Genomic DNA, 20,787 nt, shown 5'->3' on the forward strand with positions numbered 1-20,787 from the left:
GGTTCGCGAGGAGGAACGCCCATGTCATCAATCGCCCTCGATGCCCCCGCGGGGATCGATGCCCGCCTCGGGTGGGACCCGAAGGTCACCGCCCACGATCGCAAGCGTGCGCTCGCGCGTGAGCTGGTCGCTGAGCGCCTGGGGGTGAGCGAGAAGGACGTCCTCATCGTCCGCGAGGCGCCGGGATCGTTCGGTTTCCACACCCAGCTCGTCGCCGAGATCGACGGCGACGTCGTGCCCCTCACCATCCGCAACATCAGCTTCCGCGCGGCGACGGTGGTGGCGATCGGTGAGCCGGGGCTCGCGTTCGGGCTCGACCTTCGCGACGCCCAACCCGACCCCGACACGTTGGCGGACATGCGTCGGCACTCGCACATCTTCAACGAGGACGACACTGCGGCGCTCGTGCACCACTGGACGCGGGTGCAGGCCGTGCGCGACGCCGATGGGCGCGGCACGCGGGTCGCCGCCGAGCACGTCCGGCTGGATGCCGGGGGCCGGCGCGGGTGGATCCCCGACCGTCGTGCGCGCTATGACGTGGTCGACCTGTCGCGGGACGGGTGGGTCATCACCCTCGCCGTCGCTCGTCCGTCATCCGACGAGGACTGAGTCCCGCGGCGCGGCTCAGGCTCCGCTCCGTCGCTGCTCAGTCGTCGACGAGGTCGGGGAGCGCCGTGCGGAGCTCCTCGAGCCACGCGCGCGCGTTGCCGTCCGACGGTGCGCGCCAGTCTCCGCGCGGGGAGAGCGACCCGGCGGGGGAGACCTTGGGGCCGTTCGGGATCGCCGAGCGCTTGAACTGCGCGAACGCGAAGTAGCGACGCAGGAACACCTGCAGCCAGCGGACGATCTCGGGCAGGTCGTACGCGTAGCGATCGGCGTCGGGGAAGCCGGGGGGCCAGGCTCCGGCATCCGCATCACGCCAGGCATGCCACGCGACGAACGCGATCTTCGACGGACGGAAGCCGAAACGCAGCACGTGGAAGAGCGTGAGGTCGTGCAGGGCGTAGGGCCCGATGCGGTCTTCGGTGGACTGCATCTTGCCGTCCTGTCCCGCGGGGACGAGTTCGGGCGAGATCTCGGTGTCGAGCACCGACTGCAGCACCTCGCGGGCGCGGTCGCTGAGTTCGGCCGCGCCGTCACTACCACCGCGGTGCGCGATCACCCAGCGGATCAGGTGCTGGATCAGCGTCTTCGGCACGCCGGGGTTCACCGCGTAGTGGCTCATCTGGTCGCCGACGCCGTAGGTCGCCCAGCCGAGCGCGAGCTCGGAGAGGTCGGATGTGCCGATCACGATGCCGTTCTTCTGGTTCGCGAGCCGGAACAGGAAGTCGGTGCGGATACCGGCCTGCACGTTCTCGAACGTCACGTCGTACACCGGCTCTCCGCCCGCGAACGGGTGGTCGATGCCGCGGAGGATCTCGGTCGCCGCCGGACGGATGTCGATCGTCTCGATCGAGGCGCCGATGGCCTCGGCGAGGGCGATGGCATTGGACTTCGTGTGGTCGCTCGTGGCGAATCCGGGCATCGTGTACGCGAGGATGTCGCTGCGCGGCCGGCCGAGACGGTCCATCGCGCGCGCGATCACGAGGAGTGCGTGCGTGGAATCGAGCCCGCCGCTGACCCCGATCACCGGGCGCGGGTTGCCGATCGCCTGCAGGCGCTGGACGAGCCCCGAAACCTGGATGTTGAAGGCCTCGTAGCAGTCCTGTGCGAGACGCGCGGGGTCGTCGGGGACGAACGGGAAGCGGTCGAGCGGACGCCGGAGGCCGATGTCGGCCGCGGGCGGGTCGAGGGTGAAGGGGATCGAGCGGTGGGGTGCGGCATCCGTTATCGTCCGCCGATTGTCGTCGAACGTGCCCTGCCGCAGGCGGTCCTGGCGGAGTCGGTCGAGGTCGACGTCGGCGATCGAGATCCGCGGTCCGTCGGGGAAGCGCTCGGTTTCGGCGAGGAGCGTTCCCGCCTCGTAGATCATCGTCTGGCCGTCCCACGACACGTCGTTCGTGGACTCTCCCTGGCCCGCTGCGGCGTACGCGTAGGCGGCGAGGCATCGCAGTGACTGCGACTGGCAGAGGTCTTTCCGGTCGTCCGCGCGGGCGATGGTGATGGGGCTGCCGGAGAGATTCACCAGCACGCTCGCCCCGGCGAGAGCGGCGAGCGAGGACGGCGGAACCGGGACCCAGACGTCCTCGCACACCTCGGCGTGCACGACGAGACCCGGCACGTCGGATGCCTCGAAGAGGAGGTCGGGGCCGAAGGGTGCCTCGAGCCCGCCGACGCGGATCTGCTGGCCTCGCTGGTCGTCGCCGGGCGCGTACCAGCGACGCTCGTAGAACTCGCGGTAGGTCGGCAGGTACGACTTCGGGGCGACCCCGAGGAGGCGTCCGCGGTGAATGACCACCGCACAGTTGTAGAGGCGGTTGCGGTGGCGGAGCGGCGCTCCGACGACGAGTATCGGCAGGAGATCCGCGGATGCCGCAACGAGACGTTCGACCGCGGCGACCACGGCGTCAAGGAGGGCGTCCTGCATCACGAGGTCTTCGATCGCGTACCCGGTGAGCGACAGCTCCGGGAAGACGGCGACGGCGACGGACGCGTCGTGGCAGCGGCGGGCGGCGTCGAGGACGGCGTCGGCGTTGGTCGCAGGGTCGGCGATCGCCACGGGCAGCGTGCAGGCGGCGATGCGGGCGAACCCGTGCCGGTAGGCGCTCTCGAACGGCAGGCTCATGGGTCCCAGTCTGTCAGGGAGGGTCCGCCGGGCGCGCGCCTCTTGCGGTGGGGTGTGGCGATGCGCAGCTCAGTCGCTGCGGGTGAGGCCGGCTTGGATCGCCTGGCGGATTCGCCAGATCGGGAAGCCGCTCAGTTCTTCAATGAGGTCGACGTCGAATCCGTGCACGAAGTACGCCTCGCGTATCGCGCGGATGCGGGTCGGGGTGTCTCCGAGGGCGAGGGCGAACTCGGTCGCGTAGCGCTCCCAGACGCCGGCCTCGAACTGCGGTGTGGTCACGGCGCAGTCACCTCCTCTCGGTGGACAGCAATCGGTTCGGGAAGCTCAGAATAGAGCCGCCTGAACGGATGGTATGCCTCTGGCGTTACAACAAAGCGACGTGGAGATTCCGATGCCCTTGCTCTGGGCATTCGCCGTGTCGGTCGTGGCTGCGGTCATTCCGCAACTGCTTTTCGCTGCCGCCGGCTCCTCGGGCGCGCAGGCCTTGGCCGAGGCGGCGATCCTCCTCGGCGCGATCGGATTCCTCGCCCGAACCCTCGGCCTCGGCATCCTCGCCCTCGTGCTCGCCGCACGTTTTCGCAACGACAGCGTGGATGTCTACCGCTCGGCCTGAATCACCGACTACATGATCGATTCCGGTGACCGCAGGGTCACTCAGACCCAGCGGGAATAGGTCGCTTCGCGTGCCCGCCCACGAGTCGTTCACCGAGCGTAATGCGGGGCCTCGGGCACGACCCGACCGCCGGTGCTAGCGTGGGCGCAACCGGAGGGAGGAGCCGCGCCATGGTCGATGCCGTGATGTCCTTCTTCTCCGTGCTCCTGTCCCTGTCGGGGGCGATCGCGCTGAGTCCGTCCGACTCCTCGGCGGTCTGGGCGCTGGTGGCGGCATCCGTTCTCCTCGTCGCCCTGCTGCTGACGACCGCGTCGCTGCCTGCGCGGGGGTTGTCGCTCGACGGGGCCGCACGCGCCATCGACGTCTCCGTCGTGGTGGCGCAGAGCGATCCGGATGCCGCGGGGCACCCCCGTTCGCGCGCACCGGGTGTCGCGGCTCCGGCCGCGTAGCACTCGGCGTCCTCCGCCCTCCTCTGGGCGATCTCTGTCTTCGTCGATGACTGTCGTGGCCGTTCCGCGACCCTCTTCATCGACGAACGGACATCTCTGTGGACCTCCTTTCCTTCCCTCCCATCGCGGCCATCCTCGACGCGGCGTACGCGCTGCTCATGGGCCTCGCCGACCTTCTTTACCCGCTCGCGGGCTCGGCATCCGCCGCGCTCGCCGTCGTCGTGCTGACACTTCTGGTGCGCACGATCCTCATCCCCGCCGGTATCGCGCAGGCCAAAGCCGAGCAGACACGAGCGCGGCTCGCGCCGAAGCTGCAGGCGCTGCAGCGCCGGTACAAGAACGATCGCGAACGGATGTCGCGCGAGACGATGAAGCTCTACGCCGACGAGAAGACCTCGCCGCTGGCGGGCTGCGCGCCGGTGCTGATCCAGGCGCCGATCGTCGGCGTCGTCTACGCGCTGTTCCTCTATCCGGTGATCGCGGGGCACCCGAACGCGCTGCTCACCGATCAGCTGCTCGGGGTGCCGCTCGGCGCGAGTCTCGTCGGCACGATGGCGGGCGGAACGGCGACCGGCGCGACGGCGCTCGTGTTCGGCATCCTGCTGCTGGTGATCGTCGTCGTCGCCGAGGTGACGCGTCGCGTGTTCCGACCCGTCGTCGGTGCATCCGACGCGGCGCCGGGTGTCGAGGCCGTGGCGCGGATGGCGGGGTTCCTCCAGTTCGGAACAGCCGTCGTCGCGATCTTCGTGCCCCTCGCCGCGGCGCTCTACCTGGTGGTCACGGTGACGTGGACGCTCGTGCAACGGGTCGTGCTGCGGCGTCGGTTCCCGCTGGGACCGGTGGCTGGATGAGGGTCAGACGTCGGTCGGGAGCTCCGCGGCGTACGCGGTCGCGGCGCGGCCGTACGCCGGCAGGTGCGGAGCGAGCGCCGTCAGGGCCACTCGCAGCGCCTCATTCGGGCGACCCGCGCTGTGCAGCGCGAGAGCGAGGAACGCCGCGGGCGCATCCCCGAGCTCGGGTGCATCAAGGTGCTCGAGCAACGCGATGGCTTCATCGACGTGGCCGAGATTCCGCAGCGTGCTCGCGAGCTGGAGCGTGACCCGATGCTGCTCCTCCGTGTCGAGGCCGGCGGCCAGAGCACGGCGATACGGACCCACCGCGTCGGCACCGAGATCGAGCGCGTCGTGGACGCCGCCCCACTCGGCCAGCGCTCGCGCGTCCCCCTCGGGTCGCTCGTCGACGAGCGCCCTCATCGCAGCCAGCATCTCCTGCGGCCTGGCGTCGTCGAACGACTTCCAGAATGCCTCGATCCGGGAGTTCCACTCGGCATCCGCGTTCATGTGTGAACCCCCTCCAGCCTGCCGTGCATGGACGCGGTCAGATCTCGATCGAGACCCACTGCTCGGGCTCGCCCACAGGCGCCGTCACGACGATCGAGGCCCGCGGAGTTTCGCGCACCCGCGCCACCCGCGGCGTCGCGGCGAACGAGAAGAGCTGGATCTCGTCGGCATCCGTCAGTTCGAACCACACCGGCCGCGGTGCAGGCCACCGATCACCCTTCGGTGCGACGGTGATCATCGCCTGCAGGGGTCGCGAGAGGAGTTCTCGACCGGATGCCGTGAAGTGGGTCACCGCGACAGTCTCGCACTCCCCGGCAGCCGAGGATCGACCCGCGGCGGAGCCACCGGGACGCCCTCAACGCCCTGGACGCCGTGATCGTGCGATCTCCCGTGCGGGTCATGCGGGCCTCTCGCAGGAGGAGTGTCGGCTCCGGATGACCGTCTCAGATCAGCCCGGGGCCCGCCGCGGACGCGCGAGCACAGCCGTTGTGATGACGACCGCCGTGATGACCACGGCCCACAGCCAGACAGACGTCTCGATGCCGACGAGGGAGGTCTGATGGGAGCCGCACGTGGATGTGCCGGTCTCGTCCGCATCAGCGCACCAGCCCACCGTCACGATGGGCGCGAACGCCACAGTGGCGATGACTGCGGCGAGGATGCCGAGCCAGACGGTGGCACCCCGCGAATGGCGACGCAGAGGCATGGCGACAGCCAATCATCGGACGGCCCACGGCGGAAGGCTCGGGGTGGGTACCCTTTCCTGGTGGCAGGCTTCGACTTCACGGTTCCCCGCGACGTTGTCATCCAGTGGACGCGCGACCGATTCAACGAGGGCGAGGAAGCCGACGAGCGAGTGGAGAAGCAGCCGTGGGGGTTCACGGTCTCCACGCAGTCGCGCGCGTTCCTCGACACCGGCGATGAGCTGACCATGCTGGTGGGAGGCGGTCCGTACATCGTCGATGGCCAATCGGGAGAAGTCTGGGCGACGAGTTCGTCGCCGGTCGCCTACTACGGCACCGACGAGGCCCCTGGGTGGAGTGTGCTCGACGACATCGAGACGTTCGAGCGTTGGCGGACACACCGAAGCGCCGGTGAGGCCAACGTATTCGACGTGGTCGACCCCGCCGGCGCCGGCGGCCGGCTTCTGCAGCGTCACGCGCGGTCGCAGGGGTTGCTGCTTCCGTTCACCCAGGAGGGCGCCATCGGTTGGTCGGACATGGAGGTCGGCTATCTCGTCGAGCCGCGCGGCGAGGGATGGGTGTTTCGGTCGTGGAATCGCGGAACCTTTCGCGACGAGGCGCTCTTCAGTCACGAGGATGACGCGCGGAAGATGCTCCTCATTCAGCTCGTGCGGCGCCCGTACCTCGGTGCGTACGAGCCGCGGGATCCGCTGAGCGACGTGGAGTCGTGCGAGTTCGATGGCCATCCCGCCCTCCGCTGGGACGGTCGCGATGCGGTTTTCCTGCGGCGCGGAGATCGCGAGCGGTTCCTGCCGTTCGTTCGCGCCTCCCTCGCCGACATCGACGCGTCGTTCTCGTCGCCCGCGGGGACGCCTCTCATCAGGTACGACGCCCTGCGCTGAGGCGAGGGCCGATTCAAAAGAGCGCGCCGGTACCTGAACCCGCTCGCGGCCTGGCGACGTCGCGCGTCAGTCGAAGCGCGACGTGGCCAGGCGGTGCATCGCGAGCGCGAGCGAGAGGCGCACCCGCCCCCGCGGAGAACGGATGTCGAATCCGAGGGCGTCGGAGTACTGCTCCGCGCGCGCCTGCACGGTGGAATGGTGCAGCCCCGCCTCCACGCCCGCGGCGCGCAGACTGTCGGTCGCGGTGATCGCATCCAGCAGCACCTCGCCGCCCGGGTGAGTCGCGACGAGGTCGGACAGCGCCACGACGTCCGGCATTCCGAGCGTCGACGCGTCGGCCGCGACCGCGAGCGGCAGCAGGGCGCCGACGTCGGCGGCGTCGACGACCGGCTCCCGCGCGGAGGCCAGTCGCAACGCGATGACCGCGGACGCCCACGACTCCGGCATCGACGGCGGAGTGCATCGGATGCCGATCCCCGCGTGTCGCCACGTCGACGTCTCGTCCGCCAGCACCGCGCGGACCGGGCCGTGCGCCGTACCGACCACGACGCTGGCGCGGGTCCGGACCGTTCGATCCAGACGACGCCGCCGTCTTCGAACGATCGCGACGGCCACACGCCCGGGGGAGCGGCCGCACGGACGCCCGACGCGTCGACGCGCATCGTCTTGCCGCTCACCGTCTGCCCCGCCGCGCACCCGCTGAGGATCGCCGCGCCCCGCAGCAGCACCTCGGTGGTGGCGTGACCGTGGATGAGCGCGTCGAAGTACGCGATGACCTTGAGTGTTTCGGTGGCCTCGGCGTCAACCGCCGTCAGGCGCCCTACGAGTTCTTGCATCTTCGCCGCCGCCTCGAGTGGACTTCTGCCCCACCCTAGCCCCGCACCGGTTGCGCGGGGCAGGGCGGGCAGCAGGTCGTGCGGTTACGCTCCGAGAATGCGGCGGAGCCAGTCCAGGCGAGCGGCGCGTGCCCGGAGCGACAGCCCCGCCTGCGGGGCCATGGCGTCGAAGCCGTGGAAGCCGCCGGGCCAGACGTGCAGTTCGGCGATGCCGCCCTGCTCCCAGATCCTCGCGGCGTACGCGACGTCCTCGTCGCGGAACACCTCCGCGCTCGCGACGTCGATGAATGCCGGCGGCAGGTTCGTCAGGTCCGTCGCGCGCGCGGGTGCGGCGTAGATCGAGACGGCATCCGTCTTTCGGCGGTCGCCGAGCAGGGCACCCCAGCCGGTGTCGTTGCTGCCGCGATCCCACACGCCGAACCCGTCGACCTGGCGGCTCGACACCGTTTCGTTGCGGTCGTCGATCATGGGGTAGATGAGGAGCTGCCCGGCGAGGGTCGGACCGCCGAGATCGCGCGCCTTGAGGGTGACGCCTGCCGCAAGTCCGCCGCCGGCGCTGGCGCCGCCGATCACGAGTCGGGCCGGGTCGATACCGAGCTCCTCGGCGTGCGCTGCCGTCCACACGAGACCCGCGTAGCAGTCGTCGACCGTGGGCACAGCACTGTGACCCGATCCCATGATCGATCAGCGTGGCAATTGACGGAACCGCCATCGGGGCGCAGATGGGGGTGTCTCACCGCCACGTGGCGGCACCCGCCGCATCCGCCACGGGATGGCCGCGCACGGCGGGGCATGTCATGATCACGTCGTGCCTGAAACCCGTGCCCCCCGCGTGCGAGGCGCCGTGACCTACGCCGCGCGTCTCGCTGCGCAACCACGGCTGCTGCTCGCAGTGAAGACCGCTGTCGCGGCGGTGCTCGCCTGGTACCTGGCGCCGATGATCCCGTTCGCCGAAGACCAGTACTCCTACTACGGCGCCCTCGGCGCCCTCGTGACGATGCACCCGACCGTGGCGCGGTCCGCGCGCGTCGGCGGCGAGGTGCTCATGGGACTCGCGCTCGGCATCGCGCTCAGCCTGTGCGGCGTGGCAGCGCTCCGCGCGGGCGTTCCCGGAGGGCTCGTGCTCGGCGTGGTGATCGGCGTCGCGGTGCTCCTCGGCGGGTGGCGTTTCCTGGGGACGGGCGGCGACTGGGTCGCCCTCGCCGGGCTGTTCGTGCTGCTCGCGGCGGGCGGCGATCCCGAAGGCTTCTCCGTCTCGTATCTCGGCACCGTCGCGTTCGGCATCGTCATCGGGATCGCGGTGAATCTGCTCGTGGTCCCGCCGCTGTACATCCGGCGCGCCGGCGAGAAGCTGTCACTCCTGCGGGACGCCTTGACGTCGCTCCTCGATGAGGCCGCCGACGCGCTGGCGCGCGGCGACGTGGACCGTGACGGGCTCGCTCCCGCGCTGGCCCGGGTCGACGAGGTCAGCGTCACGGTCCGCGAAGAAGTCCGGGAAGCGGAGGAGAGCGCGCGCGCCAATCCGCGCCGGCGGCGCCACGTCGACGAGCGCGACGAGAACACGAGGCGGATGGAGGCGATGGAGCGGCTGGGGTACCTCGCGCACGAGCTGGTCGACCTCCTCGTGGACGTGCAGGATGCCGATCCGGCACTCGGTCCCGACGGCAGGCAGACGCTCGCGCGGGCGATCGCGAAGGTGTCGGACCTCGTGGCGGCGCCGGTGGGGGATCCCGACGCGCGGTCTCGCCTTGCGGCGGCCTCGCGCGCGCTCGACGCCTACGAGGCCGGCATCGTCTCGCCCGACTCGGGCCTCCGACGCGAGACGGCCGCGGCAGCCGCGATCGATCTGTGTCTCCGGCGCATCATCGACGCGACGCGACCCTTCGTGTGACCGCCGCCGAACCGCACGCGGATGCGCCGAAGCGCGCACGCGGCCGCCGGCCCGCGGAGCGCTAATACTTCTCGACGCGGTTGCGGATCCACGCCTGGACGCTCCAGACCACGTTGTACAGATTCCACGGCGCTTCGTCGATCGGCCGCCACGGCTGGCCGACGTGCGCCGTCCATTCGGGGATGCGTCCGCAGCAGATACGGTGCCCGAAGATGCGGAAGAGAGTTCTGCAGAGCAGGTGACCCATGATGGTCCCTTCGATCGGCGCGGCCCCGGACGGGGCTAGCGTTGCCGATTGCTCATGAGGTCAGCGTAGCGGGCGGTGCGGGGCGCGCGGGGCGGAGGATGAGCGCCGCGACCGCGCCTCCGATCGCGCCGAAGAGGTGCGCCTGCCACGAGATGCCGTCCGCGGCGCGGAAGATGCCGGCCAGCATGCTGCCGCCGTACACGGCGACCACCGCAACGGCGATCAGCGCGTACAGGATGCCGTGGCCGAGGGATCGGACGACGAAGGCGCGGGCGAAGATGTAGCCGAAGTAGCCGAAGACCAGACCGGACGCGCCCACCGTGACGGTGCCGGGAGCGTTGAAGACCCAGGTGCCGATGCCCGCGATCACCCCGGCGATACCGGTCACCGCCCAGAACCGACCGATGCCGTCGAGAGCGACGATCACCCCGAGAACGAGGAAGGGGATCGTGTTGGCGAGCAGGTGCGGCCACCCGGTGTGCAGGCCGTGGGACAACAGGATGCCGTCGAGCCCCTCGATGCCCCACGACTGGATGCCGAACGCGGTGACCCAGCTGCCCGGCAGGACCGCGTCCAGAACTCTGACGACCCACATCGCAGCCAGGAGGATCAGCGGTTGGAGGACGCGCAGGCCCCAGTCGCCCCGCGATCGCGGCGGGGCCGAGGTCGGGTGCATGGTCTCATCGTCGCATCTGTGCGCCCCCGGCCGGGCGACGTCGGCGCCCCCGGTTAGGGTCAGGGGGACGGTCCGAGCGGCGGGCGGTCGGGAAGGGCACGTTGCGGTACATCGAGGACGAGGGGCGGATCGTCTGGAGCGCGAGCGACCTGAAGGCGGCTGCCGAATGCGAGTTCGCGTGGCTGCGGGCGATCGACGCCAAGCTCGGTCGCGTCGCCCCCGTCGACGAGCCCGACGACCCGACGCTGCGCCGTGCGGGGGAGCTCGGCGGTGAGCACGAGCTCCGCGTGCTCGCCCGCTACCGCGAGCAGTTCGGTGCCGGAGTCGTCGAGATCCCCGAGACGCGCTCCTCCGACGTCGTGGCGCTCGCCGAGGCGGTGCGCCTGACCGATGCGGCGCTGAACTCCGACGCGGACGTCGTCTACCAGGCGACCTTCGCCACCCATGACTTCGTGGGGTTCGCCGACTTCCTCGTCCGCGACCGCGCCGGCGCGTGGGTCGTGCAAGACACGAAGCTCGCCCGCCACGCGCGCGTCACCGCGTTGATGCAGCTCGCGGCATACGTCGTCCAGCTCGATCGACTCGGCATCCCGCGCTCCGACCGGGTCGAACTGCTCCTCGGCGACGGCACCACCAGCACCCACGAAGTCGACGACCTCCTCCCGGTATTCCAGCTGCGCCGCGACCGCCTGCAGGCCCTCATCGCCGACCGTCGACTCGATCTCGGTGCCACCGGCGGCCCCCTCGCGTGGGGCGACCCGCGCGGCGACCTCGGCGTCGTCGCATGCGGACGCTGCGCAACCTGCGACCTCGAGGTCGTCGCCGCCGGCGACCTCCTCCTCGTCGCCGGGATGCGGCCCGTTCAGCGCGAGCGCCTCCGCGCCGTCGGCGTCGAGACCATCGACGACCTCGCCCGGCTCGACACGGCGCCCGCGGGGATGAACCCCGATACCGTCGCGCTGCTGCGCACCCAGGCGACGCTGCAATTGAGCTCGCCGCCCGACATCCCGAAGTACGAGGTCGTCCAGCCGCAGGCGCTCGGAGCCCTACCGCGTCCGAGCCAGGGCGACATCTTCTTCGACTTCGAAGGCGACCCGCTCTACACGGAAGGCGAAGGCACCGTCTGGGGCATCGACTACCTCTTCGGCTGGATCGACCTGAACGAGCAGTACTCGGCGCTGTGGGCGCACTCCTTCGCCGAAGAGAAAGAAGCGCTCGAGCGCTTCCTCGACATGGTCGCTCTTCGCCGTCAGACCCATCCCGATCTGCACATCTATCACTACGCCCCCTACGAGCCCACGCACCTGCTCGCCATGGCGGCCCGCCACGGCGTGCGCGAAGCCGACGTCGACCACCTCCTGCGCGACGGCGTCTTCGTCGACCTCTACCCGATCGTCCGGCGGGCCCTGCGCGTCGGCTCCCGCTCCTACTCGATCAAGAAGCTCGAACCCCTCTACATGGGCGACGACGTGCGCACCAGCGACGTCCAGAAGGGCGACGACTCGATCGTCAGGTACGTCCAGGCGCGCGCCCTTCAACAAGACGGACCGGATGCCGCCGCCGAGGCCGCTCGCATCCTCGACGACCTCGCCGACTACAACCGATACGACTGCGTCTCGACACTGCGCCTGCGCGACTGGCTCGTTGATCGCGCCCGCGACGCACAGCTCCGCCCCACCCCTAATCCCGATCCGGACGAGAACGGGTACACGCCCTCGGAGCGGGCTGACCGACTGGGCGCCCTCGCCGCCCGGCGCGACCCCGACTCCGCTGAGGCGAGGGCGCTCCGCCTCGGCGCCGCCGCGATCGACTACTACCCGCGCGAAGCGAAGTCGTTCTGGGCCACCCACTTCCTGCGCCTGCGCGAACCCGCGTCGCTGTGGGAGGAGACGCGCGACGTCGTCACGCTCGATTCCTCCCGCTGCCGCGTCGTCGCCGACTGGCATCAGGAGGAGGGCAAGCGCACCCTCCGTCGCCGCCTCGAGCTGCGCGGTGAACTCGCCCCCGGCACCCGCATCAGCGAAGGCAACGAGCCTTTCGCGCTCTACGAGCTGCCCGTGTCGTTCCGGTTCGCCGACAAGCCCCGCTGGATTCACGCCGACCACCGCGTCACCGTGATCGAAACCCTCGACGACGGCGCGATCGTCGAAGAGGCCGCCATCGACGGCGAGACCTGGGCGGAGCTCCCGATCGCCCTGACGCCCGCCGCTCCCCCGCGCGCGCTCAATCAGCAGACCGCGATCGACGCGTGGGCCGATGGTCTCGTCGCCGCCGCGCCGAAGCTGCCGTACGACCCGGCGACCGACATCCTGCTCCGTCGCCCACCGCGCACCCGGTCGGGCGGCCTCCCGCCGCAGACCGGAGACGACGTCGCCGACATCGCCGCCGCACTCCTCGATCTCGACCGCAGCTACCTCGCCGTGCAGGGCCCTCCGGGGACGGGGAAGACGTTCGTCGGCTCGCACGTCATCGCCCGCCTCGTCGCCGACCACGGCTACAAGGTCGGCGTCGTCGCCCAGTCGCACGCCGTCGTCGAGCACATGCTCGACCGCATCGTCGCGGCGGGAGTTCCGCCGCAGCAGGTCGGCAAAGCGCTCAAGAAGCCGGAGGATGCCGAACGTGTGCGCTTCACGCCCATCCCGAAGAACGGCGTCGCCGCATTCGCCGGCGAGCACGCGGCATCCGGATTCGTCGTCGGCGGCACCGCGTGGGACTTCGCCCACGAAGGCCGCATCCCGCGGGGGAGCCTCGACCTGCTCGTCATCGACGAGGCCGGACAGTTCTCGCTGGCCTCCACCATCGCCGTCTCGCTCGCGTCGTCGCGCCTGCTGCTTCTCGGCGACCCGCAGCAGCTGCCGCAGGTGAGCCAGGGCACCCATCCCGAACCCGTCGACACCTCCGCTCTCGGCTGGGTCATGGACGGCGCCGACGTCATCCCGCCCGCCTTCGGCTTCTTCCTCGCCCGGTCGTGGCGCATGCACCCCGCCGTCGCCCGATCGGTGTCGGAGCTGTCGTATCGGGGTGAGCTCGCCGCGCAGCCGGCCACCGCGATGCGTGGGCTCGACGGCGTCGAACCGGGCCTCCACCCGGTGCCGCTCCGCCACACCGGAAACGCGACCCGGTCGCCCGAAGAGGCGGCGCGGGTCGTGGAGATCGTCCGCGACCTCATCGGCCGCGCATGGACCGGGATCGACATCGACGAGTCGGGGGGCGCGACGCCGACGGCGGCTCGCCCCCTCACAGCGAAGGACATCATCGTCGTCACCCCCTACAACGCCCAGCAGGTGCTCGTCGAAGAGGCGCTCACCGCCGCCGGATTCGGCGACATCCCCGTCGGCACCGTCGACAAGTTCCAGGGGCAGGAGGCGGCGGTCGCGATCGTGTCGCTCGCAGCATCCTCCGGGAGAGACGCTCCGCGCGGACTGGAGTTCCTCCTTCTCCGCAACCGTCTCAACGTCGCCATCTCGCGCGCGATGCACACCGCCTACCTCGTGTACTCGCCGGGACTGCTCGACGACTTCCCGCGCACCCCCGAGGGCGTCGCCCGTCTCAGCGGATTCGCGCGACTGGTCGGGCGCGCATGACGCGCGCGTAGACTCGCGCCAACGACACCGAGGGGGCGGCATGGCGGACGACGCACCGAAGCAGTTCGAGATCGATCTGCCGCAGGACCTGATCGGCGGAGCCTTCGCTGACTTCGCCAACGTCTGGCACACCCCCAACGTCTTCGTGATGGACTTCCTCACCCTCGCGCAGCCCCCGCGCGACGAGATTCATCCCGATACGGGCGAGGCGATGACGGTCGTTCCGGCGCGGGTGGTCAGCCGTATCCGCATCCCTCCGGAGCAGGTGTTCGAACTCGCGAAAGCCCTCACTCAGCAGCTGGAGTTCTGGGAACGCGAAACCGGACGACGGATGCCGCCGTCCGGCGATCTCCCCACCGCGTGAACGGTATCGGATAGCTCTCCGACCGGCTCCGTGTCAACCCCGTTCTGCGCGTCGGGGGCCCTGCGTACGCTGACGAAGCGTCTTCACGGCGCAAGTGCGGCATCCGTTCGGCGAGGGGCGGATGCCGCACGTCGTGGATCCGGCGGGCGCGTGCCGCGCCCGCCCGTTCGGGTGGCAGTTGTGGCCGTGTCCGACCCCGCGAAGGGGCCGTGATCGACACATGAACCCGGGGGCGATGGACCCCGCTCGGGTCAGACGGTGCCGTAGAGACGGTCGCCGGCGTCGCCGAGACCGGGGACGATGTAGCCGTTCTCGTCCAGACGCTCATCCATCGCGCCGAGCACGAGGGTCACGTCGCGTCCGTCGACCTGCTTCTCGATCGCGGCGACGCCCTCGGGCGCGCCGAGAAGGCAGATCGCGGTGATGTCCTTCGCGCCGCGCTGGAAGAGGAAGTCGATCGCCGCGCCGAGCGAGCCGCCGGTGGCGAGCATCGGGTCGAGCACGAAGCACTGGCGGTCGCTGAGGTCGTCCGGAAGACGCTCGGCGTAGGTCGAGGGCTCGAGGGTCTCTTCGTTGCGCACCATCCCGAGGAAGCCGACCTCGGCGGTCGGGATGAGCTTCACCATGCCCTCGAGCATGCCGAGACCGGCACGCAGGATCGGCACGACGAGCGGACGCGGGTCGTCGATCTTGACGCCGACCGTTGTGGTCACGGGGGTCTGGATCTCGAGCGGCGCGACGCGGACGTTGCGGGTCGCCTCGTAGGCGAGGAGCGTCACGAGCTCCTCGGTCAGCTGGCGGAAGACCGGCGACGGGGTCGCGGCATCCCGCAGGACCGTGAGCTTGTGGGTGATGAGCGGGTGGTCCGCGACGTGCAGGCGCATAGTCCCCAGGGTAATGCGTCACGCGCTCCCGCCGAGGCTCGATCCGTCGCGGTGCCCGCCGCCGCGTATCCTCGGGGCATGATCGTCGCCGAGACCGACCGCGCAGCCATGCGCCGGGCGCGAGAGCTCGCCGCCGAGGCCGCCGGACACGACGACGTGCCCGTCGGGGCGGTGGTGACGGATGCCGCAGGCACGGTGATCGGCGAGGGGCGCAACCTTCGCGAGGCGACGGCCGATCCGACCGCCCACGCCGAGGTCGTCGCGCTTCGCGCTGCGGCCCAGGCGATCGGATCATGGAACCTCAATGGGTGCACGCTGGTCGTGACCCTCGAGCCGTGCCTCATGTGCGCGGGGGCGATCCTTCAGGCCCGCGTCTCTCGGGTCGTCTACGGTGCGTGGGATGACAAGGCGGGAGCCGCCGGCTCGGTCTACGACGTGCTCCGCGACCGCCGCCTCCCGCACCGGGTCGAGGTCGTCGCCGGCGTCGAGGCCGACGAGGCCGCCGCGCAGCTCCGCGCCTTCTTCGACGCCCAGCGCTGACCAGGCGCCCGGATGACCTGCGACGGCGACGTCGTCGAACAGCCCCGGCCCGGACGCCTCAGTCGGCGGAGCGGATGATGATCGCCTCGGTCGGCGGGGCGGGGTCGGCCGCCGCGCCGACGTAGCCGATGATCTCGAGCAGCGCGTGGCGGAACACCGCGGGACGCTCCAGGTGCGCGGAGTGGCCCGCGCCCTCGACGGCGACCTCGGTGACCGTTCCGCCGCCCGCGGCGTAGCGGCCGAGGACATCGCGGGTCTGCGACACCATCTCCTGCGCGGGCGCGACGTCTTCGCCGGGCCAGCCGGGGACGATGCCCAGCTGGCCGAGGTAGTTGAGGTCGTAGAACGACGCGTCGGAGACGATCGCGTCCGCGGTGCCGTGGATCCACAGGATCGGAGGCTTCTCGGCCAGGTCGACGATCCCCGACACATCGAAGTACTGCGGGGCCATGGTGTTCAGCACGCCGTGGCGGCCGGCGGCGAAGCCCGGCCAGTTGTCGCTCGGCACCGCATCGCCGGGGTAGTTTCCGTCGGCGGTGGACGTGGTGAGCATCGATTCGACCCACACGTCCTCGTGGTCGGTGGTGTAGTCCGAGGCGACGTAGCCGGCGCGGAAGACGCTCCGGGGCGAGGTCTGCGCATCGTCGGAGGTGTCGTGGTCGATGAGGCGCTGGATGAAGTCGGGGTTCGCACCGCCGCCACCGCAGCCGGCATCGTCGTCGGTGAGGCGTGAGCCGTCACGGCGGGTGCCGCCGAAGCCGTAGGGCGACACCGGCGACTGCAGGGTCAGGCTCAGCACCGGGTGGTCGAGGGCATACTGCATGACGACGCCGCCGCCCATCGACCAGCCGACCAGATGCGCGACCGGGATGTCGAGCGCCTCGAGGGTCGCGTGCAGATCGTCGCTGAAGTCGCGGACGCCGCGGGTGGCGTCGACCGGCGCGTGCTCCGAGCCGCCGAAGCCGCGCAGGTCGACCGCGATGGCGCGCAGGTCGCTCGGCAGGTCCTGCATGATCTCCTGCCAGAACAGCGCGGAGGACACATTCCCGTGGACGAACACGACCGTGCGGTCGGGCGGGGTCTGCGGGTCGTCGCCCGCGCGCTCCAGGATGTTCACGGTCAGGCGGTCGGTGTCGACGATGCGAGACGTGATGCCGTCGAACAGGGTCATGCGAACCTCCGGTCTGCCGCGCCGGGCGTCGACGCCGCGGCGTTTTCGACTATAACCCTCGGTGCCTGTGCCCGCAGTGCGCGCCCCGCGGTGCGACCGTGCTGCGGCGTACCGGCCCTCCTACGATGAGGGGATGGCTCATTCCCTTCCCTCGATCGCGATCCTCGGTGCCGGCTCGATGGGGGGTGCGATCCTCCAGGGCCTGCTCGCCTCGGGGCGGGCGTCCCGTGTGACCGTCACCAACCGCACCCGCGCGAAAGCCGAGGCGCTGACGGATGCCGCAGCCTCCGCATCCGCGGAGCTGGAGAGCATCGCGCTCGAGGTCGAGCCCGAGGGCAACGCCCGCGCCGCGGCATCCGCCGACATCGTCCTCATCGGAGTGAAGCCGGGGATGGTGCCCGACCTCCTGGATGAGATCGCCCCGCACCTCCGCCCTGGCGCACGCGTCGTGAGCCTCGCCGCCGGCGTCACGATCGCGACGTTCGAGGCGCATCTTCCGGCCGGTGCGATCGTGCTGCGGTCGATGCCGAACACCCCTGCCGTCGTCGGCAAGGCCGTGACCGGACTCGCGCCCGGATCCGCGGCGGCCCCGGATGACGTCGCGACCGTGCGGGCGGTGTTCGAGACGTGCGGCGCGGTCATCGAGGTCGGCGAAGAGCAGATCGACGCGCTGTCGACCATCTCGGGTTCGGGTCCCGCCTACGTCTTCCTGCTCGTCGAGGAGCTGACGAAGGCCGCGGTGGCGAAGGGCTTCGGCGAGGCCGACGCGCGGCTCATGGCCGAGCAGACCTTCATCGGTGCCGCCGCTCTCCTCGACGCCACGGGGGAGGACCCCGCCGAACTCCGTCGCCGCGTGACGAGTCCGAAGGGCACGACCGAGCGCGCCGTGGCGGTGTTGCAGGATGCCGACCTCGCCGGTGTCTTCGGACGGGCGACGGACGCCGCTCTCGTCCGCGCGAAAGAGCTCGCCGCCGGCGCCTGAGGCTCCGCCCGCATCGGGAACAGCGGAACGGCCGCCGACGCGAGTGCGTCCACGGCCGTTCCGCTGTGTGGGGGGATCAGTCCCGGTTGACCGGCAGCACCGCGGTGCGCGCGGTGCTGTTCGCGATCGGCGCGATCTTCAGCGCCGACGGGTCGCTCAGCGGCACGTCGATGAGCTGGTCGTCGACGCCGGCGTTGCCGAGGATCTCGGTGGCCGACAGCGACCGGCTGTACACCCGGATGTTGTCGTACCAGCCCTGGAAGAACGCGTCGCCCTCGTAGAAGGACCGACCGAGGTAGCCCAGCAGGTCGGCGACGACGTCCAGGCGTCGATCCTCACCGCGTCGGTCCTGCTGCACCTGAACGTCCCGGTCATCTGGGCGAAGGCCATCGGCGAGCAGCACGGGCGCATCCTCGAGCAGCTGGGTGTGCACCACGTGATCTTCCCGGAGAAGGACATGGGGCGCCGCGTGGCGCATCTCGTCCGCGGCGCCGCGATGGATTACCTGGAGGTCGAGCGCGGCTACGCGATGGCGAAGATCTCGCCCCCGCAGGTCATCGGCGGCATCCCGCTCGGACAGACCGGTATCCGGAAGTCCCACGGCATCACCGTCACGGCGTACAAGACCCTTGCGGAGCAGTGGCGGAACGCCGACAACCAGACCGTCGTGAACGAGGGAGACACGATTCTCATCGTCGGCCCCACCGCGCAGGTGGAGGCGTTCGCGCAGCTGCGCTGAGCGCGCGGCGCGGCGTCCGGGTCAGCGGTCGAGGGCGGCGAACCGCTCGATGTCGGAGTTCGTGCCCGACACGATGATGAGGTCGTGGTTGGTGACCACCGTGTTCGCCTCGGCGTAGCGGAACGGCCGCCCCGGGCTCTTCACCCCGACGACGGTGACGTGGTACTTCGTGCGGACGCCGGACTCGTTCAGCCCCACGCCCCGGATGAACTTCGGCGGATACATCTTGGCCAGCACGAAGTCGTCGTCGAAGCGGATGAAGTCCAGCATCCGTCCGCTCACGAGGTGCGCGACGCGCTCGCCCGCCTCGCGCTCGGGATAGATGACGTGGTTCGCGCCGACGCGGGCGAGGATCTTGCCGTGCGACTGCGAGACCGCCTTCGCCCAGATCTGCGGGACCTTGAGGTCGACGAGGTTGGCGGTGATGAGGACGGACGCCTCGATGAGGGATCCGACGGCGACCACCGCGACCTGGAAGTCCTGCGCGCCGATCTGCTTCAGCGCGTCGATGTTGCGTGCGTCGGCCTGGACGGTGTGGGTGACCCGGTCCGACCACTTCTGCACGAGTTCGAGGCTCTCGTCGATCGCGAGGACCTCGCGCTCAAGTCGATCGAGCTCGCCGGCGCACGCGGCGCCGAAGCGCCCCAGTCCGATCACGAGGACGGGGGCGTCGCTTCTGATCCGCTCAACCAACGATGGGCCTCTCCACGGGCAGCGAATACAGCTGCGAACGGCTGGTCGCGGCCACCGCCGCGGCGAGTGTCACTGTACCAATGCGACCCATGAAGATGGTCGCTGCCAGGACGTATTGCGCGGCCTCGGGCGCCGACGCGGTCAGACCCGTCGACAGGCCCACGGTGCCGAAGGCGGATATGACGTCGAACAGCACATCCGAGACCGGCTCCTGACTGATCTGCGCCACGGTGATCGTCGACAGCGCCACGATCGTGGCGCCCCATGCGACGACGGAGAGGGCGACGCGCTGGACGTCGCTCGGGATGCGGCGGCCGAAGGCCTGCACCGAGGGGCGGCCCTTCGCCTCCGACAGCACCGCGAGGGCGAGGACGGCGAGGGTCGTCACCTTGATGCCGCCGGCGGTGGAGGCCGATCCGCCGCCGACGAACATCAGCATGCTGCCGACGATCAACGACGACCCGTAGAGATCGCCGATCTCGACGACGGAGAATCCGCCGGAACGTGTCATGGCGGAGAGGAAGAACGCCTGGAACGTGGTGTCCCCGGCATTCATCGAGCCGAAGGTGGCGGGGTTGTTGTACTCGAGGACGAGGAAGGCTGCCGCGCCGGCGAAGAACAGCGCGACGGTCGTGATGAGGGTGAGCTTCGTGTGCAGCGGCCACAGACGGATGTGCCAGACGTTCTTCCACAGCGCGTAGATGACCGGGAAGCCGATGCTGCCGAGGAAGACCCCGGCCATGAGCACCGTGAGGAGGAAGTAGTCATCGGCGAAGGGGACGAGGCCGCCGGGGTTGGGGGTGAAGCCGGTGTTGGTGAACGCCATCGCCGCGTAGAACGGCGCCTCCCACAGCGCGTCCAAGGGGGCGATTCCGGCGAAGATCAGTGACGGGTAGAGGAGGATCGCGAGGATCAGCTCGATGAGGAGCGTCGACAGCGCGACGGTGCGCAGGAGCTGACCCACCTCGCCCAGGCGCACGGTCTGCCCCTCGTTCACGGGTCCGCCGTGGGTGCGCAGCGGGTTGCTGTCGCTCGCGGCGATGAGCTTCGCCCGGAGTCCGAGGCGCTTCGAGATCACGAGGCCGAGGATCGAGGCGAGGGTCAGCACGCCCATGCCGCCGATGTTCACGCCGATGAAGATGAACACCTTCCCCAGGGGTGAGAAGAAGGTCGCGACGTCGACGGTGGTGAGGCCGGTCACGCAGATCGTGGAGACGGCCATGAAGACGGCGTCGACGAGCGGAGCGGACTGGCCGGAGGTCGTCGCGGCCGGAAGCGACAGCAGGCCCGTGAAGAGGAGGACCAGCGAGGCGAAGACGAGGACGGCGAAGCGCGAGGGCGACGAGGTCGTGAGATGGCGGAAGTCGTCCCACAGGCCCCGGAGGGTCCGCGGACTCCGGGTGCTGCCGAAGCCCGAGGGATCCTTTGCCATCCACCGCCCCTTCCGACGTTCGGCCGTGCGTCATGG

At 70.4% G+C, this 20,787-nt stretch carries 24 protein-coding genes and 1 pseudogene; 11 read left to right on the top strand and 14 right to left on the bottom strand.

Annotation, left to right across the window (positions count from 1 at the left end):
* The first annotated feature begins 21 nt into the window (after nucleotides 1-21).
* Nucleotides 22-609, top strand: a complete 588-nt coding sequence (locus LTL01_RS03265; protein WP_236967390.1) for a hypothetical protein — start codon at nucleotides 22-24, stop codon at nucleotides 607-609.
* A gap of 37 nt (nucleotides 610-646) precedes the next feature.
* Here LTL01_RS03265 and LTL01_RS03270 read toward each other — a convergent pair whose 3' ends face one another.
* Both LTL01_RS03270 and LTL01_RS03275 read right to left on the bottom strand, forming a co-directional pair.
* On the bottom strand, nucleotides 647-2,725 hold the full coding sequence (locus tag LTL01_RS03270; RefSeq protein WP_236967391.1) for an NAD(+) synthase: 2,079 nt from the start codon (nucleotides 2,723-2,725) through the stop codon (nucleotides 647-649).
* 69 nt (nucleotides 2,726-2,794) lie between these two features.
* Entirely contained in the window at nucleotides 2,795-3,004 is a 210-nt protein-coding gene (locus tag LTL01_RS03275; protein WP_053548193.1) for an HAD family hydrolase, read from the bottom strand.
* A 112-nt stretch (nucleotides 3,005-3,116) separates the two neighbouring features.
* Between LTL01_RS03275 and LTL01_RS03280 the strand changes: the two genes are divergently transcribed.
* The 3 genes from LTL01_RS03280 (at nucleotide 3,117) to LTL01_RS03290 (ending at nucleotide 4,638) form a co-directional block, all read left to right on the top strand.
* Nucleotides 3,117-3,338, top strand: a complete 222-nt coding sequence (locus tag LTL01_RS03280; RefSeq protein ID WP_236967392.1) for a hypothetical protein — start codon at nucleotides 3,117-3,119, stop codon at nucleotides 3,336-3,338.
* A gap of 170 nt (nucleotides 3,339-3,508) precedes the next feature.
* Complete coding sequence (locus LTL01_RS03285) at nucleotides 3,509-3,787, top strand: DUF6412 domain-containing protein (RefSeq protein WP_236967393.1); 279 nt, start codon at nucleotides 3,509-3,511, stop codon at nucleotides 3,785-3,787.
* Between the two features lie 98 nt (nucleotides 3,788-3,885).
* A complete protein-coding gene (locus tag LTL01_RS03290; protein WP_236967394.1) occupies nucleotides 3,886-4,638 on the top strand; it encodes a YidC/Oxa1 family membrane protein insertase in 753 nt (250 codons plus the stop codon).
* A 3-nt stretch (nucleotides 4,639-4,641) separates the two neighbouring features.
* Here LTL01_RS03290 and LTL01_RS03295 read toward each other — a convergent pair whose 3' ends face one another.
* From LTL01_RS03295 to LTL01_RS03305, 3 genes are all read right to left on the bottom strand, one after another.
* Nucleotides 4,642-5,127 carry a tetratricopeptide repeat protein gene (locus tag LTL01_RS03295; protein WP_236967395.1) on the bottom strand — a complete coding sequence of 162 codons (486 nt, stop codon included), beginning with the start codon at nucleotides 5,125-5,127 and terminating at the stop codon, nucleotides 4,642-4,644.
* A gap of 37 nt (nucleotides 5,128-5,164) precedes the next feature.
* Complete coding sequence (locus LTL01_RS03300) at nucleotides 5,165-5,419, bottom strand: hypothetical protein (RefSeq protein WP_236967396.1); 255 nt, start codon at nucleotides 5,417-5,419, stop codon at nucleotides 5,165-5,167.
* Nucleotides 5,420-5,575: 156 nt separating this feature from the next.
* Complete coding sequence (locus LTL01_RS03305) at nucleotides 5,576-5,833, bottom strand: hypothetical protein (RefSeq protein WP_236967397.1); 258 nt, start codon at nucleotides 5,831-5,833, stop codon at nucleotides 5,576-5,578.
* A gap of 60 nt (nucleotides 5,834-5,893) precedes the next feature.
* On the opposite strand from LTL01_RS03305, the gene LTL01_RS03310 reads away from it, so the two are divergent.
* Nucleotides 5,894-6,712 carry a YrhB domain-containing protein gene (locus LTL01_RS03310; protein WP_236967398.1) on the top strand — a complete coding sequence of 273 codons (819 nt, stop codon included), beginning with the start codon at nucleotides 5,894-5,896 and terminating at the stop codon, nucleotides 6,710-6,712.
* A gap of 66 nt (nucleotides 6,713-6,778) precedes the next feature.
* Here LTL01_RS03310 and LTL01_RS14800 read toward each other — a convergent pair whose 3' ends face one another.
* Together LTL01_RS14800 and LTL01_RS03320 are read right to left on the bottom strand one after the other, a co-directional pair.
* Nucleotides 6,779-7,258, bottom strand: a complete 480-nt coding sequence (locus LTL01_RS14800; protein WP_236967399.1) for a helix-turn-helix domain-containing protein — start codon at nucleotides 7,256-7,258, stop codon at nucleotides 6,779-6,781.
* A 374-nt stretch (nucleotides 7,259-7,632) separates the two neighbouring features.
* A pseudogene (locus LTL01_RS03320) lies at nucleotides 7,633-8,196 on the bottom strand (alpha/beta hydrolase fold domain-containing protein); the annotation flags it as partial.
* A 160-nt stretch (nucleotides 8,197-8,356) separates the two neighbouring features.
* On the opposite strand from LTL01_RS03320, the gene LTL01_RS03325 reads away from it, so the two are divergent.
* Nucleotides 8,357-9,439, top strand: coding sequence for an FUSC family protein (locus tag LTL01_RS03325; RefSeq protein ID WP_236967400.1), 1,083 nt, complete (start codon nucleotides 8,357-8,359; stop codon nucleotides 9,437-9,439).
* A 61-nt stretch (nucleotides 9,440-9,500) separates the two neighbouring features.
* Here LTL01_RS03325 and LTL01_RS03330 read toward each other — a convergent pair whose 3' ends face one another.
* The gene (locus LTL01_RS03330; RefSeq protein ID WP_236967401.1) at nucleotides 9,501-9,686 is read right to left on the bottom strand and encodes a hypothetical protein; all 186 of its coding nucleotides are present in this window, start codon (nucleotides 9,684-9,686) and stop codon (nucleotides 9,501-9,503) included.
* Between the two features lie 52 nt (nucleotides 9,687-9,738).
* A complete protein-coding gene (locus LTL01_RS03335; RefSeq protein ID WP_236967402.1) occupies nucleotides 9,739-10,362 on the bottom strand; it encodes a rhomboid family intramembrane serine protease in 624 nt (207 codons plus the stop codon).
* A 101-nt stretch (nucleotides 10,363-10,463) separates the two neighbouring features.
* On the opposite strand from LTL01_RS03335, the gene LTL01_RS03340 reads away from it, so the two are divergent.
* A complete protein-coding gene (locus tag LTL01_RS03340) occupies nucleotides 10,464-13,946 on the top strand; it encodes a TM0106 family RecB-like putative nuclease (RefSeq protein WP_236967403.1) in 3,483 nt (1,160 codons plus the stop codon).
* Nucleotides 13,947-13,986: 40 nt separating this feature from the next.
* Nucleotides 13,987-14,310 (top strand): DUF3467 domain-containing protein, encoded by a 324-nt coding sequence (locus LTL01_RS03345; RefSeq protein ID WP_053548182.1) that lies wholly within the window; start codon nucleotides 13,987-13,989, stop codon nucleotides 14,308-14,310.
* Nucleotides 14,311-14,561: 251 nt separating this feature from the next.
* On the opposite strand, the gene upp is transcribed toward LTL01_RS03345, so the two are convergent.
* A complete protein-coding gene (gene upp / locus LTL01_RS03350) occupies nucleotides 14,562-15,194 on the bottom strand; it encodes a uracil phosphoribosyltransferase (RefSeq protein ID WP_053548181.1) in 633 nt (210 codons plus the stop codon).
* A 78-nt stretch (nucleotides 15,195-15,272) separates the two neighbouring features.
* On the opposite strand from upp, the gene tadA reads away from it, so the two are divergent.
* Complete coding sequence (gene tadA, locus LTL01_RS03355; RefSeq protein ID WP_236967404.1) at nucleotides 15,273-15,734, top strand: tRNA adenosine(34) deaminase TadA; 462 nt, start codon at nucleotides 15,273-15,275, stop codon at nucleotides 15,732-15,734.
* A gap of 58 nt (nucleotides 15,735-15,792) precedes the next feature.
* Here tadA and LTL01_RS03360 read toward each other — a convergent pair whose 3' ends face one another.
* On the bottom strand, nucleotides 15,793-16,905 hold the full coding sequence (locus LTL01_RS03360; protein WP_236967405.1) for an alpha/beta fold hydrolase: 1,113 nt from the start codon (nucleotides 16,903-16,905) through the stop codon (nucleotides 15,793-15,795).
* Between the two features lie 133 nt (nucleotides 16,906-17,038).
* Between LTL01_RS03360 and proC the strand changes: the two genes are divergently transcribed.
* A complete protein-coding gene (gene proC / locus LTL01_RS03365) occupies nucleotides 17,039-17,887 on the top strand; it encodes a pyrroline-5-carboxylate reductase (protein ID WP_236967406.1) in 849 nt (282 codons plus the stop codon).
* A 76-nt stretch (nucleotides 17,888-17,963) separates the two neighbouring features.
* Here proC and LTL01_RS03370 read toward each other — a convergent pair whose 3' ends face one another.
* Nucleotides 17,964-18,320, bottom strand: a complete 357-nt coding sequence (locus tag LTL01_RS03370) for a LamG-like jellyroll fold domain-containing protein (RefSeq protein WP_236967407.1) — start codon at nucleotides 18,318-18,320, stop codon at nucleotides 17,964-17,966.
* Here LTL01_RS03370 and LTL01_RS03375 point away from each other — a divergent pair.
* Nucleotides 18,315-18,626, top strand: coding sequence for a potassium channel family protein (locus tag LTL01_RS03375; RefSeq protein WP_236967408.1), 312 nt, complete (start codon nucleotides 18,315-18,317; stop codon nucleotides 18,624-18,626). The two genes, LTL01_RS03370 and LTL01_RS03375, sit on opposite strands and share 6 nt — an antisense overlap.
* Nucleotides 18,627-18,647: 21 nt before the next feature.
* Here LTL01_RS03375 and LTL01_RS03380 read toward each other — a convergent pair whose 3' ends face one another.
* Nucleotides 18,648-19,319: a potassium channel family protein gene (locus tag LTL01_RS03380; protein WP_053548177.1), complete on the bottom strand. Its 672-nt coding sequence runs from the start codon at nucleotides 19,317-19,319 to the stop codon at nucleotides 18,648-18,650.
* A complete protein-coding gene (locus LTL01_RS03385) occupies nucleotides 19,312-20,751 on the bottom strand; it encodes a TrkH family potassium uptake protein (RefSeq protein ID WP_053548176.1) in 1,440 nt (479 codons plus the stop codon). The genes LTL01_RS03380 and LTL01_RS03385 overlap by 8 nt, the downstream gene beginning before the upstream one ends.
* Nucleotides 20,752-20,787: the final 36 nt, after the last annotated feature.

The sequence above is a fragment of the Microbacterium aurantiacum genome (genome assembly GCF_021654035.1).
In the GTDB taxonomy this organism is placed as follows: Bacteria; Actinomycetota; Actinomycetes; order Actinomycetales; family Microbacteriaceae; genus Microbacterium; species Microbacterium aurantiacum.

Bases quoted from the DNA above. Each gene is read 5' to 3' on its own strand.
- LTL01_RS03265 (WP_236967390.1), top strand. From the start codon at position 22: ATGTCATCAATCGCCCTCGATGCCCCCGCGGGGATCGATGCCCGCCTC.
- LTL01_RS03270 (WP_236967391.1), bottom strand. From the start codon at position 2,725: ATGAGCCTGCCGTTCGAGAGCGCCTACCGGCACGGGTTCGCCCGCATC.
- LTL01_RS03280 (WP_236967392.1), top strand. From the start codon at position 3,117: ATGCCCTTGCTCTGGGCATTCGCCGTGTCGGTCGTGGCTGCGGTCATT.
- LTL01_RS03285 (WP_236967393.1), top strand. From the start codon at position 3,509: ATGGTCGATGCCGTGATGTCCTTCTTCTCCGTGCTCCTGTCCCTGTCG.
- LTL01_RS03295 (WP_236967395.1), bottom strand. From the start codon at position 5,127: ATGAACGCGGATGCCGAGTGGAACTCCCGGATCGAGGCATTCTGGAAG.
- LTL01_RS03305 (WP_236967397.1), bottom strand. From the start codon at position 5,833: ATGCCTCTGCGTCGCCATTCGCGGGGTGCCACCGTCTGGCTCGGCATC.
- LTL01_RS03330 (WP_236967401.1), bottom strand. From the start codon at position 9,686: ATGGGTCACCTGCTCTGCAGAACTCTCTTCCGCATCTTCGGGCACCGT.
- LTL01_RS03335 (WP_236967402.1), bottom strand. From the start codon at position 10,362: ATGCACCCGACCTCGGCCCCGCCGCGATCGCGGGGCGACTGGGGCCTG.
- LTL01_RS03345 (WP_053548182.1), top strand. From the start codon at position 13,987: ATGGCGGACGACGCACCGAAGCAGTTCGAGATCGATCTGCCGCAGGAC.
- upp (WP_053548181.1), bottom strand. From the start codon at position 15,194: ATGCGCCTGCACGTCGCGGACCACCCGCTCATCACCCACAAGCTCACG.
- tadA (WP_236967404.1), top strand. From the start codon at position 15,273: ATGATCGTCGCCGAGACCGACCGCGCAGCCATGCGCCGGGCGCGAGAG.
- LTL01_RS03360 (WP_236967405.1), bottom strand. From the start codon at position 16,905: ATGACCCTGTTCGACGGCATCACGTCTCGCATCGTCGACACCGACCGC.
- proC (WP_236967406.1), top strand. From the start codon at position 17,039: ATGGCTCATTCCCTTCCCTCGATCGCGATCCTCGGTGCCGGCTCGATG.
- LTL01_RS03385 (WP_053548176.1), bottom strand. From the start codon at position 20,751: ATGGCAAAGGATCCCTCGGGCTTCGGCAGCACCCGGAGTCCGCGGACC.